Origin of the sequence: Sphaerotilus sp. (genome assembly GCF_034519685.1) — a bacterium.
In the GTDB taxonomy this organism is placed as follows: Bacteria; Pseudomonadota; Gammaproteobacteria; order Burkholderiales; family Burkholderiaceae_C; genus Sphaerotilus.
In genome coordinates this window covers 473,009-488,670 of sequence record NZ_JAXHOF010000006.1, presented here as the reverse complement: position 1 = coordinate 488,670, position 15,662 = coordinate 473,009, and the positions used below count along the sequence as shown (strand labels likewise).

Sequence of the window (15,662 nt, the reverse complement as noted above, 5' to 3'; positions counted from 1 at the left end):
CCGACCCGCCGACCCGCCGTTCCACGATGCAGCGCCTCAAGCAACTCTCGACCTTCCAGACCGCCCTGCTCCTGTCGGTCGGCCTGCACGCGGCGGTGCTGATGGTGCGGGTCGTGGATCCGCAGGCCTTTGACCGGGTGCTGCAGGACACGCCGCTGGAGGTGGTGCTCGTCAACGCCAGCACGGCCGAGAAGCCGACCAAGGCGCAGGTCATCGCCCAGCGCAACCTGGCGGGCGGCGGTGATGCGGACAAGGGCGTGGCCACATCGCCACTGCCGCCCTCGCCTGCCGACCAGGCCGGCAACGCGATCGACGACGCCACACGCCAGATCGAGCAGATGCAGCTGCAGCAGATGCAGCTGCTCACCCAGATCAAGCGCGAACTCGCCCGGCTCAACACGCCCGAGCCTGTGCAGGCGGCCGACAAGGCCCCGTCGGCGAACCCGGCCGAGGAAGAGCGCCGCCGCCAGCTCATCGACCAGCTGGCGCAGATCGAGAAACGCATCAACGACGAAAACGCCCGCCCGCGCCGCCGTTACGTCAGCCCGTCCGCCCGCGAAGGCGTGCACGCGATCTATTACGACTCGCTGCGCCGCCGCATCGAGGACATCGGCACCCGCAACTTCCCTGAAGCCGAAGGCGCCAAGCTCTACGGCGAACTCAGCATGCTGATGGAAGTCGACAGCCTGGGCCGCGTCGTCGAGGCCGAGGTGATCAAGACCTCGGGCAACCGCACGCTCGACCGCAAGGCGCAGTCCATCGTGCGGGGCGCCGCCCCCTACGGCCATTTCACGCCGGCCATGCGCAGCCAGTTCGACCGGCTCGTGTTCGTCTCGCGCTTCCGCTTCACGCGCGAGCAGGGCGTGCAGGCCTCGGTCGAGGACGCCACGCCCAAGGACACATCAGCGCAGTGAGCCGCCGCCTTTTTGTCCCCCGCTCAACCCCACCCGCCTTCGCCATGGACCGTTACGCCGTCATCGGCCATCCCGTGGAGCACAGCCGCTCCCCCGACATCCAGGCCCGCTTCGCGGCGCAGACCGGCCAGTCGATCGACTACACCCGGCGGCTCAGCCCGCTCGACGGCTTCACCGCGACGGTGCGCCAGTTCGCCGCGGACGGCGCGCACGGCTGCAATGTCACCGTGCCCTTCAAGTTCGAGGCCTGGCAACTTGCCCCGCGCCGCACGCCGCGCGCCCAGCGCGCCGAAGCGGCCAACACGCTGCGCTTCGACGCCGGGGGCTGGTGGTGCGACAACACCGACGGCATCGGGCTGGTGCGCGACATCACGGTCAATGCCGGGGTGGCACTGGCAGGCCGGCGTGTGCTGCTGATCGGTGCGGGCGGTGCGGCGGCGGGCGTGCTCGGGCCGCTGATCGAAGCCGGCCCCAGCGCACTGGTCGTCGCCAACCGAACGGCCGACAAGGCGCAGGCCCTGGTGGATCGCCACGCCGATCTGGCGCGCGACCACGGTGTCGCCCTGAGCGCAGCGCCGCTGGACGCCCCAGGCACCGCCTTCGACCTGGTCCTCAACGGCACGGCCAGCAGCCTCGCCGGCGCGGGCGTGCCGGTGCCGGCCAGCGTGCTGCGGGTCGGCGGACTGGCGGTGGACATGATGTACGGCGCGGGGGCACGCCCCTTCCTCGACTGGGCGGCGCAGCACGGCGCCACCGGCCGTGACGGGCTGGGCATGCTGGTCGAGCAGGCGGCAGAGTCGTTCTTCGCCTGGCGCGGCGTGCGGCCGGACACGGCGCCGGTGCTGGCCGCGCTGCGGGCGCAGATCGACGCTCCGCGCTGAACGACCGTGGCCAGCAAGTCACCCACCTGGCGCGGCCACCTGTGGCGGCTGCTGGCGCTGCTGCTGCTGAGCGGTCTGGCGCTGCAGCTGTTCTTCCTGCTGCGCATCGCGCTGATGGTGGTGGTCGATCCGCAATCGACACCTTTCCAGCGCAGCGAGATCTGGCGCCTGGCAACCGAACAGGGCCACGTCCTGTGGAGCCAGGAATGGCGTGACCGCGACCGGCTCGGCGGGCATCTGCAGCGGGCGGTGATCGCCAGCGAGGATGCCGGATTCGCGGAGCACAGCGGCGTCGAATGGGAGGCGCTGGAAAAGGCCTGGGAGCGCAACCAGCGTGCCGAAGCCTCTGCCGACAAGCGCAATGAGCGCCTGGAGCAGCGCGAGCAGCAGGCCGCCCAGCGCGGCAAGCCGCTGGCCACGCCGCTGCGCCGGGTCGAGCCCAAGGTGGTCGGCGGCTCCACCATCAGCCAGCAGCTCGCCAAGAACCTGTTCCTGTCCGGCGAGCGCACCGCCGCGCGCAAGGCCCAGGAATTCCTCCTCACCTTCATGCTGGAAGGCCTGCTGAGCAAGCCGCGCATCCTGGAGATCTACCTCAACAACGTCGAGTGGGGCGAAGGTGTCTTCGGCGCGCAGGCGGCCGCGCGCCACTATTTCCGCGTCGACGCCCACCAGCTCGCACCGTCGCAGGCGGCACGGCTGGCGGTGATGCTGCCGGCACCCAAGCGCTTCGAGCAGCGGCCCGGCTCGCCCTACCTCGTCAGCCGCGCCGCGACGATCACGGCCCGCATGGGCGCAGTGCCGCTGCCCTGACCCTGCCGCCCAAGAGGCCATGCCCACCCCCATGACGACCCTGACCGAAGAGATCGCCGCCGCCGCCGCCCGCCTGGTGGTGGAGGAAGGCCTGGAATACGGACCCGCCAAGCGCCGTGCGGCGCGGGATCTGGGCCGCGGCGCCTCGCGCAGCCCGAACATGCCCGACAACGACGCCGTGGAAGACGCCGTGCGCGAATACCTGTCGGTGTTCTGCGCCGACACGCAGCCGGCGGAGCTGGCCGCGCTGCGCGGCGTGGCGGCGCTGTGGATGGAGCGGCTGGCCGAGTTCCGCCCGCACCTGACCGGCGCCGTCTGGCGCGGCACGGCCACACGGCTGTCCGCCGTCCACCTGCAGCTCTACTGCGACGACTGCAAGTCGGCCGAACTTGCGCTGATCGACCGGGGGGTGGACTACGACGTCGGCAGCGTGACCGGCCCGCGCCAGCAACCCGTCGACGTGCTGAGTCTGGCCCAGCGCTGCGGAGCATTGGGCGAGCCGGTGACGGTGTTTCTCACCATCCTGGACCATGACGACCTGCGCGGCGCCCTCAAGGTCGATGCCCAGGGCCGCACGCAGCGCGGCGACCTCGCTGGGCTGCGTCGCTTGATGACCGAGACCTCCACGAAGGACACCCCATGAACCGCAGAAGTTGGATCGGCCTGAGCGCCGGCGTCGCCGTGCTGGCAGGAGGTGCCGGCTGGCTGGCCCGCCAGCGCACAGCCGAGCCGATCGCCGCCGCCGCGGCCCCGTCCGCCCCGGCAGGCGATGGCCCGGCAGACCCCTGGACGCTGCAATTCGATCGACCGGAGGGCGGAGTCCTCGCGATGGCCAGTCTGCGCGGACGTCCGCTGCTGATCAACTTCTGGGCCACCTGGTGTCCGCCCTGTGTCAAGGAAATGCCGCTGCTGGACACCTTCGCCCGCGCCCAGGCAGCGCGCGGTGCGGCAGGCTGGCAGGTCATCGGGCTGGCGGTGGACGGTCCCACCCCGGTGCGGACATTCCTGCAGAAGACGCCCGTGGGGTTTCCCATCGGTCTGGCCGGCTTCGGTGGCACGGAACTGGCACGCCAGCTGGGCAACACGACCGGTGGTCTGCCCTTCACCGTGGTGCTGGGCGCGGACGGTCAGGTGCTGCACCGCAAGCTGGGCGAAACCAATCTGAAAGAACTGGAAACCTGGGCCACCGGATCAGGCCAGCGCACCACAGAATGAACGGAATGCTCCATGCACGGACCCCAGCCCGTGGCATCATCGCGGGCCTCGTCGGCCGGGCTCCAATTTGTGATGCCCGTCATCGAATGGAACTGAAAAGCGCGTAAAGTCTGGGGTTTGGCTGACAAACCCGCGGCAACACGGCCCATCTGACGCGAGTCCTGCACGCACACCGACGCGACAGGGCCGCCGCCGGCAAGCGGGGCATGCACCCTACTGCCCTGCCCACTGCAACCCGAGTATCACGGAGTCCCCATGGACCTTCGCAAGCTGAAGACCCTGATCGATCTGGTGTCGGAATCCAATGTCTCCGAACTGGAGATCACCGAAGCCGACGGCAAGGTGCGCATCGTCAAGCAGAGTGCCGCACCGGCGATGGTGATGGCCGCGCACTACCCGAGCCAGCCCATGGCCCACCCGATGCCACCCGCTGCGGCCCCTGTCGCCGCCGCCCCCGCCATTCCGGTGGCCGAGGCCATCACGGGCCATGTCGTCAAGTCGCCGATGGTGGGCACCTTCTACCGTGCGTCGAACCCGGGCGCCAAGGCGCTGGCGGATGTCGGCACGGTGATCAAGAAAGGCCAGTCGGTGTGCATCATCGAGGCCATGAAGATCATGAACGAGATCGAGTCGGACGTGGACGGCTCCGTCACCAAGGTGCTGGTCGAGAATGGCCAGGCCGTCGAGTACGGACAGCCGCTGTTCATCATCGAATAAGGCCCGCGCCATCATGTTCAAGAAGATCCTGATCGCCAACCGCGGCGAGATCGCCCTGCGCATCCAGCGGGCGTGCCGCGAGATGGGCATCCAGGCGGTGGTGGTGTATTCCGAAGCGGACCGCGACGCCAAGTACGTCAAGCTCGCCGACGAAGCCGTCTGCATCGGCCCCGCCCCGTCGCAGAAGAGCTATCTGCACATGCCCGCCATCATCTCGGCCGCCGAGGTGACGGACGCCGAGGCGATCCACCCGGGCTACGGCTTCCTGTCCGAGAACGCCGACTTCGCCGAGCGTGTCGAGAAGAGCGGTTTCGCCTTCATCGGCCCGCGCCCCGAATCGATCCGGCTGATGGGCGACAAGGTCTCGGCCAAGGACGCGATGGTCAAGGCCGGTGTCCCGACCGTGCCGGGCTCGGTGGGCGAGCTGCCCGACGACCCGAAGGAGATCATCCGCATGGGCCGCGAGACCGGCTATCCGGTCATCATCAAGGCCGCTGGCGGCGGCGGTGGCCGGGGCATGCGCGTGGTGCATTCCGAGGCGGCCCTGCTGCACGCCGTGGAGACGACCAAGGCGGAGGCTGGCGCGGCCTTCAACAACCCGGCCGTCTACATGGAGAAATATCTCCAGAACCCGCGCCACATCGAGATCCAGGTCCTGGCCGACCAGCACGGCCACGCCGTCTGGCTGGGCGAGCGCGACTGCTCCATGCAGCGCCGCCACCAGAAGATCATCGAGGAAGCGCCGGCCCCGGGCATCCCGCGCAAGGTGATCGAGAAGATCGGCGAGCGCTGCGCGGCGGCCTGCCGCAAGATCAACTACCGCGGCGCGGGCACCTTCGAGTTCCTGTACGAGAACGGCGAGTTCTTCTTCATCGAGATGAACACGCGCGTGCAGGTCGAGCACCCGGTGACGGAGCTGGTGACCGGCATCGACATCGTGCAGCAGCAGATCCGCATCGCCGCAGGCGAGGAGCTGCCCTTCACGCAGAAGCAGATCACCCAGCGTGGCCACGCCATCGAGTGCCGCATCAACGCCGAGGATCCGTTCAAGTTCACGCCCTCACCGGGCCGCATCACGATGTGGCACCCACCGGGCGGACCCGGTGTGCGCGTCGATTCGCACGCCTACAGCAACTACTTCGTGCCGTCGAACTACGACTCGATGATCGGCAAGATCATCGTGCACGCCGACACCCGTGACCAGGCCCTGGCCCGCATGCGCAGCGCACTGAGCGAGATGCTGGTCGAAGGCATCCAGACCAACATCCCGCTGCACCGGCAGCTGATGTTCGACGCCGCCTTCGTGGAAGGCGGCACCAGCATCCATTACCTCGAAGGCTGGCTGGCCGCACGGAAGTCGCTGGGATGATCGAGCTGACCCTGCTCTGTCCGGCCGACCAGGTCGACGCGGTGTCCGATGCGCTGATGGAGGAGCTGGATGCGCTGGCCGTGACCGTGGAGGATGCGGACGCCGACACGCCCGACGAGGCACCGATCTTCGGCGAGCCGGGCATGCCCGCGACGCTGTCGGCCAGCATCGGCGGCTGGCAGCGCTCGGTCGTCAAGGCCCTGTTCAACGACGAGGACGCCGCCACCGACGCCTGCACCCTGCTGCTGGCCCAGGACGGCGAAGACGGCGAGCCGGCCTTCACCGACCTGCATGTCCAGGGGCTCTACCCCGTGGCAGACCAGGACTGGGTGCGGCTGACGCAGTCGCAGTTCGAGCCGGTGCTGATCACGTCCGAGTTCTGGATCGTGCCCTCGTGGCACAAGCCACCGGCCGGCGCCACCCGCGTGATGCGGCTGGATCCGGGTCTGGCGTTCGGCACGGGCACCCATCCGACGACCCGCATGTGCCTGCGCTGGATTGCCCGCCACGCCGATCTGGCGAACCCGTGGCCGCGTATGCTCGACTACGGCTGTGGCTCGGGCATCCTGGCCATCGGTGCCGGACTGCACGGTGCCCGCGACATCGATGCAGTGGACATCGACTTCGCCGCCGTGGAGTCGAGCCGGGCCAATGCAGCAGCGAATGGCGTGACCCTGCGCCGGGTCGGTCTGCCGGAGCTGGCCGAGGGGCAGTACCCGGTCGTGCTGGCCAACATCCTGGCTGCGCCGCTGAAGCTGCTGGCGCCACTGCTGAGCGGCCATGTCGCACCGGGCGGCTCACTGGTGATGGCCGGCCTGCTGGAACGCCAGGTCGAGGAACTGCAGACCACGTATGCCCCCTGGCTCGCGCTGGAAGTGGCAGATCGTGAAGATGGCTGGGTGCTGCTGACAGCGCGCCGCCCCTGACGCCCCTGAAATCGGGTGGCAATGGCATGATTCCGGCATGAGTCTGGCCACATCCTGTCCCTCCTGTGGCACCGTCTTCCGGGTGGTGCAGGACCAACTGAAGGTCTCCGAGGGCTGGGTCCGCTGCGGACACTGCCAGGAGGTGTTCAATGCACTGGAGGGCTTGTTCGACCTCTCCCGGCGCGACACCACCACGCCAGAGCCCTCTCCCGATCTGGCCGTTCCCGCCACCAGCAACCCGAACGATCCGGCCTGGATGGAGACCCGTCCGGCGATGTTCTCCGACGGTCGGGTGTTGCGCGAGCGCCAGCAAGCGCTGCAGCAACGCCCCACGCCACCAGCGGCCCCGCCGACGCGGGTAGAAATCAGCCACCGCCGCGCCGCCACCTGGGATCCGTCGGTCCAGGAACCCGAGCGAGGCATGGCGCCGACCCAGCCTGATCCGGGCGCCTGGCGCACCACCAGCGCGGACACCAGCCTGCCAGTGCCTGCCTTGCCGGCCGAGGAATTCCTGCGCGGTTCCAGCTTCGCCGATCCGGTGCCGGACAGCCTGCTGGCGGGGGGAGATTTCGATGCAGCAGCACCGGGCGACGAAACCGTCTACCCGGCCACCACGCTCGAATTTCGCTCGGAAGCCTTTGGGGCATTCGCCGCGGCCCGTCTGCGCCGTGATGGCCGTCCGGAGGTTGATCTGCCGCTGGACATGCCCACGGCGCCAGCCCCGCTGGCAGCAGCACCGGCAACGCCGGAACCCCTGACGTCATCTCCGACGTCATCTCCGACGTCACCTGCAACATCATCCCCGACACCCGTACCGCCACCGCCCGTCGCCGCACCGGAAGCCGAGGCACGGCAACCGGCGGTGGCCCAGGCCCTCGCCGGCCCAGAACCCAGTCCACCCGCCCCCGCATCAACACCCGCAAGCGGTGACCTTGACCTGGAAAAGACACTGGACCTGAGCCTCGCCCCGGTGGCGGCTGTACCGCCGGTGTCCGTGTCGGACACCGTGCCCGCACCCGCCGTCCCTGTGGCGACCACACCCGCGGCCCCGGATGAAGCTGTCATGACCCCGCTGTCGCCCTCGAAGCAGGCGGCTGACTCGGTGTTCGGTGCCATTCCGCTGCCGGAGTTCGTGCGCCGCGCCGACAGCCAGGCCCGCTGGCACCGGCCCATCGTTCGTGCGGGGCTGGGGATCGTCGCACTGCTGCTGGCCGGTTTGCTGACGGCACAGGCTGCCCGGCATTGGCACGACCTGATCGCCGCCCGCTGGCCCGCGACCCAAGCGCTGCTCGCGCAGGCATGCCAGCAGATGTGGCAATGCCAGCTGCAGGCACCACAGCAGCTCGACGCGTTGGTCGTCGACAGCACCACGCTCAGCCGCCCCCCAGATGCAGCAGGCTACCTGCTCGGTGTGACGCTGCACAACCGTGCAACCCATGCCGTGGCGGCACCGCACATCGAACTCAGCCTCACGGACATCGCCGGCGCGGTAGTGCTGCGCCGCGTGCTGTCGCCCGCAGAGTTTCGGCAGGGCGACACCTTGGCGGCGCAGAGCGATGCCAGCTGGGCGCTGGAGTTCACCAGCGCCAACCAGCGCATCGCGGGCTACACGCTGGCCGCGTTTTACCCCTGAGCCTGGGCCAGCAGCGTCGCCGCGTCGCTGACCTCGAACTTGCCCGGGCCTTCGACGTTGAGCGTCTTCACGACGCCGTTGTCCACCAGCATCGAGTAGCGCTGCGAGCGCACGCCGAAGCCCTTGGCAGTCAGATCGAGCACGAGGCCAGTCGCCTGCGTGAACAGCGCGCCACCGTCCCCCATCATGCGGACCTTGCCGGCGGCGTCGTTCTCACGGCCCCAGGCGCCCATCACGAAGGCGTCATTGACCGACACGCACCAGATCTCGTCCACGCCCGCTGCCTTGAACGCTTCCGCCTGGGCGATGTAGCCCGGCAGGTGCTGGGCAGAACAGGTCGGGGTGTAGGCCCCTGGCAGCGCGAAGATGGCAATCTTCTTGCCTGCGGTTTCCTTGGCCACATCGAAGGCGTTCGGGCCGATCGAGCAGCCGTTGCCCTCGACTTCGACGTATTCGAACAGGGTGCCCGCGGGCAGTTGGTCGCCAATCTTCAGCATGGGAGGGTTCTCCGTTCAGGTGGGAAAAGAAAAGTTCCGGCGTAAAAAAACCGGCCGCCAGTATCCCAGCGTGCCGGTTTTTGCGTCGTCCGGGGTCTGCAAGACCCCGGAAACTGTCGCGTATCAGGTCGTCAACAGGTCGCTTAGACCAGACGCGCCTTCTCGACCAGACGCGTCACGACCCAGTTCTTGGTCTTGGACAGCGGGCGGCTTTCCGAGATCTCGACCAGATCGCCCAGCTTGAACTGGTTGGTCTCGTCATGGGCGTGGTACTTGCGCGAACGGGCCACGATCTTGCCGTACAGCTCGTGCTTGGCGCGACGCTCGACCAGGACGGTGACCGTCTTGGAACGCTTGTCGCTGACCACGCGACCGACCAGGGTACGGGTGTTCTTCTGCGCCGGGGCGGCAGCGGTCTGGACTTGGGCTTCGCTCATTGGGCGGCTCCCTTCTTCTTCTCGGTCAGGATGGTCCTGGCGCGAGCGATGTCACGACGCGTCTTGCGCAGCATCGTGTGGTTGGTCAGTTGCTGGGTCGCCTTCTGCATGCGCAGACCGAAATGGGCCTTCAGCAGATCGCTGATTTCCTTTTCGAGCGCAGCGACGTCCTTGGCGCGGAGTTCAGAAGCTTTCATTCATGTTCCCCTTGCTCAGGTACCGAACTGGCGCAACACGAAGGTCGTGCGCAGCGGCAGCTTGGCGGCAGCCAGCGTGAAGGCTTCACGGGCCAGCGCTTCCGGCACACCATTGAGTTCATAGAGCACCTTGCCGGGCTGGATCTCAGCGACGTAGTACTCCGGATTGCCCTTGCCGTTACCCATGCGCACTTCGGCCGGCTTCTGCGAGATCGGCTTGTCCGGGAAGATGCGGATGAAGACACGGCCACCGCGCTTGATGTGGCGCGAGATGGCACGACGGGCGGCTTCGATCTGGCGAGCGGTGATGCGGCCACGCTCCGTGGCCTTCAGACCGAACTCACCGAACGACACCAGAGCGCCACGGGTGGCGACGCCGGTGTTGCGGCCCTTTTGTTCCTTACGGAACTTGCGACGCGACGGTTGCAACATTCCTTATTCTCCTTTGGGGGCGGCGGCCGGTGCGGCTGCACGGACCACGCGCTTGACGGCACCGCCGTCAGCACCCGGCACACCAGCGTTGGCACCCGTACCGCCACGGCGGTCAGCGTTTGCACGCGGGGGGCCACGGCGCTGTTCGCCCGGACGGTCATTGCGCGGACCACGGCGACGGCGGTCGTCTTCCGGACGCTCTTCGCGTGCGGCAGCCGGTGCTTCGCCATTGGCCAGGCGGTCGCCCTTGTAGACCCACACCTTGACACCGATGATGCCGTAGGTGGTCTTGGCTTCCGAGAAGCCGTAGTCGATGTCCGCACGCAGGGTGTGCAGCGGCACGCGGCCTTCGCGGTACCACTCGGTGCGCGCGATTTCGATGCCGTTCAGACGACCGGCCGACATGATCTTGATGCCCAGGGCGCCCAGACGCATCGCGTTCTGCATCGCGCGCTTCATCGCGCGGCGGAACATGATGCGCTTTTCGAGCTGCTGGGTGATCGATTCGGAGATCAGCTGCGCATCGACTTCCGGCTTGCGCACTTCCTCGATGTTCACGGCGACAGGCACCTTGAGCATCTTGGCGAGTTGCAGCTTGAGGTTCTCGATGTCCTCGCCCTTCTTGCCGATCACCACGCCCGGACGTGCCGAGAAGATGGTGATGCGGGCGTTCTTGGCGGGGCGCTCGATCAGGACGCGCGACACGGCGGCGCTCTTGAGCTTCTTCTTCAGAAACTCGCGAACTTCGATGTCTTCAGCCAGCATGGCCGCGAACTGACGGTTGCCGGCGTACCAGCGCGACGACCAGTTGCGCGTGACCGGCAGGCGGAACCCGATCGGATGGATTTTCTGTCCCATGGATTTCTTCCTGCCTTAGTTGCCGACGGTCACGTAGATGTGCGCGGTGGGCTTGCTGATGCGGTTGCCGCGGCCCTTGGCCCGTGCGGAGAAACGCTTCAGCGTGGCACCTTGCTCCACGTAGATCGAGGTGACGCGGAGTTCGTCGATGTCCGCGCCGTCGTTGTGCTCGGCGTTGGCGATCGCGCTCTCCAGCGCCTTCTTGATGATGCCGGCGGCCTTCTTCTGCGTGAAGTTCAGGATGTCGAGGGCCTGACCGACCTTCTTGCCGCGGATCAGGTCAGCCACCAGACGACCCTTGTCGCAGGACAGGCGGACGCCGCGGACGATTGCTTGAGTTTCCATCGTCGCCGCTCCTTAGCGCTTGGCTTTCTTGTCCGCCGGGTGACCCTTGAACGTACGGGTCAGCGCGAACTCGCCCAGCTTGTGGCCGACCATCTGGTCGGTCACATACACGGGCACATGCTGCTTGCCGTTGTGCACGGCGATCGTGACACCGATGAACTCGGGCAGGATCGTCGAACGGCGCGACCAGGTCTTGATGGGCTTCTTGTCCTTGATGGCGACAGCCTTCTCGACCTTGTTCAGCAGGTGGTGGTCAACAAACGGACCTTTTTTCAGTGAACGAGACATGAGCTACTACCCCTTATTTCTTGCGACGCGACACGATCATGTTCTGCGTGCGCTTGTTGTTGCGGGTGCGGTAGCCCTTCGTCAGGGTGTTCCACGGCGAAACAGGCGCCTGGCCCTCGCCGGTGCGGCCTTCGCCACCACCGTGCGGGTGGTCCACCGGGTTCATGGCGGTACCACGAACCGTCGGACGGATGCCCTTCCAGCGGATCGCACCGGCCTTGCCGTACTGGCGCAGGTTGTGCTCTTCGTTGGAGACTGCGCCGATCGTCGCGCGGCAGTCGATGTGGATCTTGCGCACTTCACCCGAGCGCAGACGCACCTGGGCGTAGACACCTTCACGCGCCATCAGCGTCACCGAGGTACCGGCCGAACGCGCGATCTGCGCGCCCTTGCCCGGCATCATCTCGACGCAGTGGATCGTGGAGCCCACGGGGATGTTGCGGATCGGCAGCGTGTTGCCGGCCTTGATCGGCGACTCGGCGCCGCTCAGGACCGTCTGACCCGCTTCCAGACCACGGGGAGCGATGATGTACGAACGCTCGCCGTCGGCGTAGCACAGCAGGGCGATGTGCGCCGTGCGGTTCGGGTCGTACTCGATGCGCTCGACCTTGGCAGGGATGCCGTCCTTGTTGCGCACGAAATCGACCACGCGGTAGTGGTGCTTGTGACCACCGCCCTTGTGGCGAACCGTGATGTGACCGTTGTTGTTACGGCCGGAGTTCTGCTTCTGGGGTTCCAGCAGCGAAGCTTCCGGAGCGCCCTTGTGCAGGTGCTTGTGAACAACCTTGACGACGCCGCGGCGGCCAGGCGAAGTCGGTTTGACCTTGACGACAGCCATTACGCGGCCTCCCCGGAGAAGTTGAGTTCCTGCCCGGCCTTCAGCGACACGTACGCCTTGCGCACATGGTCACGGCGACCGATGCGTCCACCGAAGCGCTTGGTCTTGCCCTTCTGGTTGACGACCTGCACCGAGTCCACTTCGACCTTGAACATCAGTTCGACAGCGGCCTTGATCTCGGGCTTGGTGGCATCCTGCAGCACCTTGAACAGCACCTGATTGTGCTTCTCGGCGATGCCGGTGGCCTTCTCGGAGATGATCGGTGCCACGAGCACCTGGGCCAGACGGCCTTCCGAGAAATTGCGATTGATGGGAGCGCGGCTCATGCGAACATCTCCTGGAGCTTGTCGATCGCACCCTTGGTGACGACGACCTTCTTGTAGAAGACCAGCGACAGGGGATCGGCGAAACGCGGCTCGACAACCAGCACATTGGCCAGGTTGCGCGAAGCCAGGAACAGGTTCTCGTCGATCTGGTCGGCGATGACCATGACGTGTTCCAGGTTCATGGCCTTCAGCTTGGCGGCCAGCAGCTTGGTCTTGGGGGCTTCGACGGACAGCGAGTCCACCACCACCAGACGGCCTTCGCGGGCGAGCTGCGAGAAGATGGCGGCCATGCCGGCGCGGTACATCTTCTTGTTGATCTTCTGCGAGAAGTTTTCTTCCGGCAGGTTCGGGAAAATCCGACCGCCCCCGCGCCACAGCGGCGACGAGGTCATGCCGGCGCGTGCGCGGCCGGTGCCCTTCTGGCGGAAGGGCTTCTTGGTCGAGTGGTGAACCTGCTCGCGGTCCTTCTGGGCGCGGGTGCCTTGGCGGCCATTGGCCTGGTAGGCAACGACGACCTGATGGATCAGGGATTCGTTGTAGTCACGGGCGAACACGGCGTCCGAAGCATCGACCTTGGCGGACGCTTGGCCTTGTTCATTCAGGAGCTCGAGCTGCATCAGTTGGCCCCTTTCTTGAGCTTGACCTTCACGGCGGGACGCACGGTGACAAAGCCACCCTTCGAACCCGGGACGGCACCCTTGACCAGCAGCAGCTGGCGGGCTTCGTCAACGCGCACGATGTCCAGGTTCTGGGTCGTGACGGTTTCGTCGCCCATGTGGCCGGTCATCTTCTTGCCCGGGAACACGCGGCCCGGATCCTGCGCCATGGAGATCGAGCCCGGCACGTTGTGCGAACGGCTGTTGCCGTGCGACGCGCGCTGCGAGCTGAAGTTGTGGCGCTTGATGGTGCCAGCGAAGCCCTTGCCGATCGAGGTGCCTTGCACGTCGACGGTCTGGCCTGCAGCGAACAGAGTGACCGGCAGGGTGGCGCCAGCCTTGTATTCCGCGGCCACGTCGGCGGTCACGCGGAACTCTTGCAGCAGCTCACCAGCTTCGACACCGGCCTTGGCCAGGTGTCCGGCTTCCGGCTTGTTCACGCGGGAGGCCTTGCGGGCGCCGAACGTGACTTGCAGTGCGGTATAGCCGTCCGTTTCCACGGTTTTGACCTGGGCAACGCGGTTGTTGGACACGTCCAGCACGGTCACGGGCACGGTATCACCGTCGTCCGTGAAGATGCGCATCATGCCCACCTTGCGGCCCAGCAATCCGAGGCGATTGCTAAGACTCATGGTTCTTCTCCAATAACCCGACAGCGATTGGCCGGGCTGACTAAGTTGTTGCCGCCTCAACCCGCCCCGCAAGGGGCCGACCGAACCGGAACGACGAAAATGGGCGCAATTTTAATTGCAGCCCGAAAAGCTCGCGATTATCACACAGCGCCGATCACCAGCGCAAGAACTATCCGCTCCTGCTCACGCGGACCAGCGCAGGATCGACTCGTCGCGCCAATAGGCCACCTCGCCGTAGTGCGCCTCCCAGACACAGCCGATGCAGCCGCTGTCGCAGCAGTTGGTCGGCTCGGGCGGCGGATCGGACAACACCACAGCGCGGTGGCGCGCACTGTCGCGCACGGCCTGCACCAGCGCACGCGCTTCGCCGGGCGAGGTGGGGGTCCAGGACTGGAGGGCTTCGTCGGGAATCATCCCGCCATTGTCCGACACTGATTTCGATGCCGCTCGTGCCACCGGCGCCCCACCCGGATCCGGTGCAGGCGCCGTGCGACACGGGGATGGTCACCTGCGACGCGCCCCGGGACACTGGCCACGCCACAGACCACGAGCGCGCGAAAGAGCAGCCATGCCACGACGAACCTCCAGCGGCTTCGCCCTCATCGAGCAGATCGCCGTCCTCCTCGCGATCGGCACCGCCTCGGCCATCGCGCTGCCGCGACTGGTCGACCTGCAGACCGGAGCGGATGGTGTCGCGCTGCAGCACCTGGCCGGCGCAGCCAGTACCGCCATGCTGATGAACCAGGGCGGCTGCCTGGTGACGGGCCACCGGGCAGAGCCCGGGCGCTGCCGACCCGTGCAGGACTGCGCCAACGTCGGCACGCTGTTGCACGGCGGTCTGCCCGCGCCCTACGAGGCGCAGGCACAGCCCCTGCCGCGTGGCAGCGAAAGCTCCTGCCGTCTCCTGCATCCAGCCAGCGGGCGCTCAGCCGAGTTCACGGGACTGGGCGCGGGACACTAACCCGCCTCGGCCTGTGCGCGTCGGCGCCGCTCGCGGCTGTTCGCCAGATGCGTGCGCATCGCCGCCCGCGCGCCGTCCGGGTCCTGGCCGGCGATGGCGTCGAAGATGCTCTCATGCTCGGCGTTGACGCGGCGCAGGTAGCGCAGCCGCTCCGGGTCGAGCGCCTCGGACTGCTCCAGGCGCGCGCGCGGGATGATCCGGCTGCCCAGCGCGGTCATCAGGTCGGCGAAGTGGTGGTTGCGGGTGGCGCGCGCAATCTCCAGGTGGAACTGGAAATCCGCGCCGATCGCGTCCCGCCCATCCTCGACCGCCTGCACGACGGTGTCCAGCGCCGTGCGCATCGCCGCCAGATCGGCGTCGGTGCGGCGCTGCGCGGCCAGCGCTGCCGCCTCGGTCTCGACCCCGATGCGCAGTTCCAGCACCGCGATCACGTCGCGCAGCGTCGCCATCTGCTCCGGCGCGATCCGGAAACCCGGCGCATCGCCCAGCTCCAGCACGAAGGTGCCGATGCCATGGCGCGTCTCGACCAGGCCGGCGGCCTGCAGCCGCGAAATCGCCTCGCGCACGACGGTGCGGCTGACGGCGAACTCGACCATGATCGCCGACTCGGTCGGCAGCTTGTCGCCCGCCGCGAACTGGCCGTTGCGGATGCGGTCGCCGAGGGATTCGACCAGTTCGAGCGCCAGGGTACGGGGGCGGCGGCGGGCAGAAGTCGACGGGGTCATGGAGG

23 protein-coding genes are annotated in these 15,662 nt (G+C 67.4%); 10 read left to right on the top strand and 13 right to left on the bottom strand.

Annotated features, from left to right (window positions below; all coding sequences use genetic code 11):
- Positions 1-26 precede the first annotated feature (26 nt).
- The 9 genes from U5O44_RS13445 (at position 27) to U5O44_RS13405 (ending at position 8,465) form a co-directional block, all read left to right on the top strand.
- A complete protein-coding gene (locus U5O44_RS13445) occupies positions 27-914 on the top strand; it encodes an energy transducer TonB (protein WP_322588968.1) in 888 nt (295 codons plus the stop codon).
- Positions 915-958: 44 nt separating this feature from the next.
- Positions 959-1,795 carry a shikimate dehydrogenase gene (aroE, locus tag U5O44_RS13440; protein WP_322588967.1) on the top strand — a complete coding sequence of 279 codons (837 nt, stop codon included), beginning with the start codon at positions 959-961 and terminating at the stop codon, positions 1,793-1,795.
- A gap of 6 nt (positions 1,796-1,801) precedes the next feature.
- Positions 1,802-2,605, top strand: a complete 804-nt coding sequence (locus U5O44_RS13435) for a transglycosylase domain-containing protein (RefSeq protein ID WP_322588966.1) — start codon at positions 1,802-1,804, stop codon at positions 2,603-2,605.
- A 31-nt stretch (positions 2,606-2,636) separates the two neighbouring features.
- The gene (locus U5O44_RS13430) at positions 2,637-3,248 is read left to right on the top strand and encodes a hypothetical protein (protein WP_322588965.1); all 612 of its coding nucleotides are present in this window, start codon (positions 2,637-2,639) and stop codon (positions 3,246-3,248) included.
- Positions 3,245-3,820, top strand: coding sequence for a TlpA family protein disulfide reductase (locus U5O44_RS13425; RefSeq protein ID WP_322588964.1), 576 nt, complete (start codon positions 3,245-3,247; stop codon positions 3,818-3,820). The genes U5O44_RS13430 and U5O44_RS13425 overlap by 4 nt, the downstream gene beginning before the upstream one ends.
- A gap of 255 nt (positions 3,821-4,075) precedes the next feature.
- A complete protein-coding gene (gene accB, locus U5O44_RS13420) occupies positions 4,076-4,537 on the top strand; it encodes an acetyl-CoA carboxylase biotin carboxyl carrier protein (protein ID WP_322588963.1) in 462 nt (153 codons plus the stop codon).
- 13 nt (positions 4,538-4,550) lie between these two features.
- On the top strand, positions 4,551-5,906 hold the full coding sequence (gene accC / locus U5O44_RS13415) for an acetyl-CoA carboxylase biotin carboxylase subunit (protein ID WP_322588962.1): 1,356 nt from the start codon (positions 4,551-4,553) through the stop codon (positions 5,904-5,906).
- Positions 5,903-6,832, top strand: coding sequence for a 50S ribosomal protein L11 methyltransferase (locus U5O44_RS13410; protein WP_322588961.1), 930 nt, complete (start codon positions 5,903-5,905; stop codon positions 6,830-6,832). The genes accC and U5O44_RS13410 overlap by 4 nt, the downstream gene beginning before the upstream one ends.
- 37 nt (positions 6,833-6,869) lie before the next feature.
- Positions 6,870-8,465, top strand: coding sequence for a zinc-ribbon and DUF3426 domain-containing protein (locus U5O44_RS13405; protein ID WP_322588960.1), 1,596 nt, complete (start codon positions 6,870-6,872; stop codon positions 8,463-8,465).
- On the opposite strand, the gene U5O44_RS13400 is transcribed toward U5O44_RS13405, so the two are convergent.
- From U5O44_RS13400 to U5O44_RS13345, 12 genes are all read right to left on the bottom strand, one after another.
- Entirely contained in the window at positions 8,456-8,962 is a 507-nt protein-coding gene (locus U5O44_RS13400) for a peroxiredoxin (protein WP_322588959.1), read from the bottom strand. The two genes, U5O44_RS13405 and U5O44_RS13400, sit on opposite strands and share 10 nt — an antisense overlap.
- Before the next feature lie 143 nt (positions 8,963-9,105).
- Complete coding sequence (rpsQ, locus tag U5O44_RS13395; protein WP_322588958.1) at positions 9,106-9,399, bottom strand: 30S ribosomal protein S17; 294 nt, start codon at positions 9,397-9,399, stop codon at positions 9,106-9,108.
- Positions 9,396-9,596, bottom strand: coding sequence for a 50S ribosomal protein L29 (rpmC, locus tag U5O44_RS13390; RefSeq protein WP_179633146.1), 201 nt, complete (start codon positions 9,594-9,596; stop codon positions 9,396-9,398). Before rpmC ends, rpsQ begins: the two co-directional genes overlap by 4 nt.
- 15 nt (positions 9,597-9,611) lie before the next feature.
- Complete coding sequence (rplP, locus tag U5O44_RS13385; protein ID WP_179633147.1) at positions 9,612-10,028, bottom strand: 50S ribosomal protein L16; 417 nt, start codon at positions 10,026-10,028, stop codon at positions 9,612-9,614.
- 3 nt (positions 10,029-10,031) lie between these two features.
- Entirely contained in the window at positions 10,032-10,886 is an 855-nt protein-coding gene (gene rpsC / locus U5O44_RS13380) for a 30S ribosomal protein S3 (RefSeq protein WP_322588957.1), read from the bottom strand.
- Positions 10,887-10,901: 15 nt separating this feature from the next.
- On the bottom strand, positions 10,902-11,231 hold the full coding sequence (gene rplV, locus U5O44_RS13375) for a 50S ribosomal protein L22 (RefSeq protein ID WP_322588956.1): 330 nt from the start codon (positions 11,229-11,231) through the stop codon (positions 10,902-10,904).
- Positions 11,232-11,243: 12 nt separating this feature from the next.
- Positions 11,244-11,519, bottom strand: coding sequence for a 30S ribosomal protein S19 (gene rpsS / locus U5O44_RS13370; RefSeq protein ID WP_179633150.1), 276 nt, complete (start codon positions 11,517-11,519; stop codon positions 11,244-11,246).
- A 13-nt stretch (positions 11,520-11,532) separates the two neighbouring features.
- The gene (rplB, locus tag U5O44_RS13365; protein ID WP_322588955.1) at positions 11,533-12,357 is read right to left on the bottom strand and encodes a 50S ribosomal protein L2; all 825 of its coding nucleotides are present in this window, start codon (positions 12,355-12,357) and stop codon (positions 11,533-11,535) included.
- Positions 12,357-12,683 (bottom strand): 50S ribosomal protein L23, encoded by a 327-nt coding sequence (rplW, locus tag U5O44_RS13360; RefSeq protein ID WP_322588954.1) that lies wholly within the window; start codon positions 12,681-12,683, stop codon positions 12,357-12,359. The genes rplB and rplW overlap by 1 nt, the downstream gene beginning before the upstream one ends.
- Complete coding sequence (rplD, locus tag U5O44_RS13355; protein ID WP_322588953.1) at positions 12,680-13,300, bottom strand: 50S ribosomal protein L4; 621 nt, start codon at positions 13,298-13,300, stop codon at positions 12,680-12,682. Before rplD ends, rplW begins: the two co-directional genes overlap by 4 nt.
- Positions 13,300-13,971: a 50S ribosomal protein L3 gene (gene rplC, locus U5O44_RS13350; protein ID WP_322588952.1), complete on the bottom strand. Its 672-nt coding sequence runs from the start codon at positions 13,969-13,971 to the stop codon at positions 13,300-13,302. The genes rplD and rplC overlap by 1 nt, the downstream gene beginning before the upstream one ends.
- Positions 13,972-14,154: 183 nt before the next feature.
- Positions 14,155-14,385 (bottom strand): oxidoreductase-like domain-containing protein, encoded by a 231-nt coding sequence (locus U5O44_RS13345; RefSeq protein ID WP_322588951.1) that lies wholly within the window; start codon positions 14,383-14,385, stop codon positions 14,155-14,157.
- Between the two features lie 154 nt (positions 14,386-14,539).
- Between U5O44_RS13345 and U5O44_RS13340 the strand changes: the two genes are divergently transcribed.
- Positions 14,540-14,932 (top strand): type II secretion system protein, encoded by a 393-nt coding sequence (locus U5O44_RS13340; RefSeq protein WP_322588950.1) that lies wholly within the window; start codon positions 14,540-14,542, stop codon positions 14,930-14,932.
- On the opposite strand, the gene U5O44_RS13335 is transcribed toward U5O44_RS13340, so the two are convergent.
- Entirely contained in the window at positions 14,929-15,657 is a 729-nt protein-coding gene (locus tag U5O44_RS13335; protein ID WP_322588949.1) for a FadR/GntR family transcriptional regulator, read from the bottom strand. The two genes, U5O44_RS13340 and U5O44_RS13335, sit on opposite strands and share 4 nt — an antisense overlap.
- Positions 15,658-15,662 lie beyond the last annotated feature (5 nt).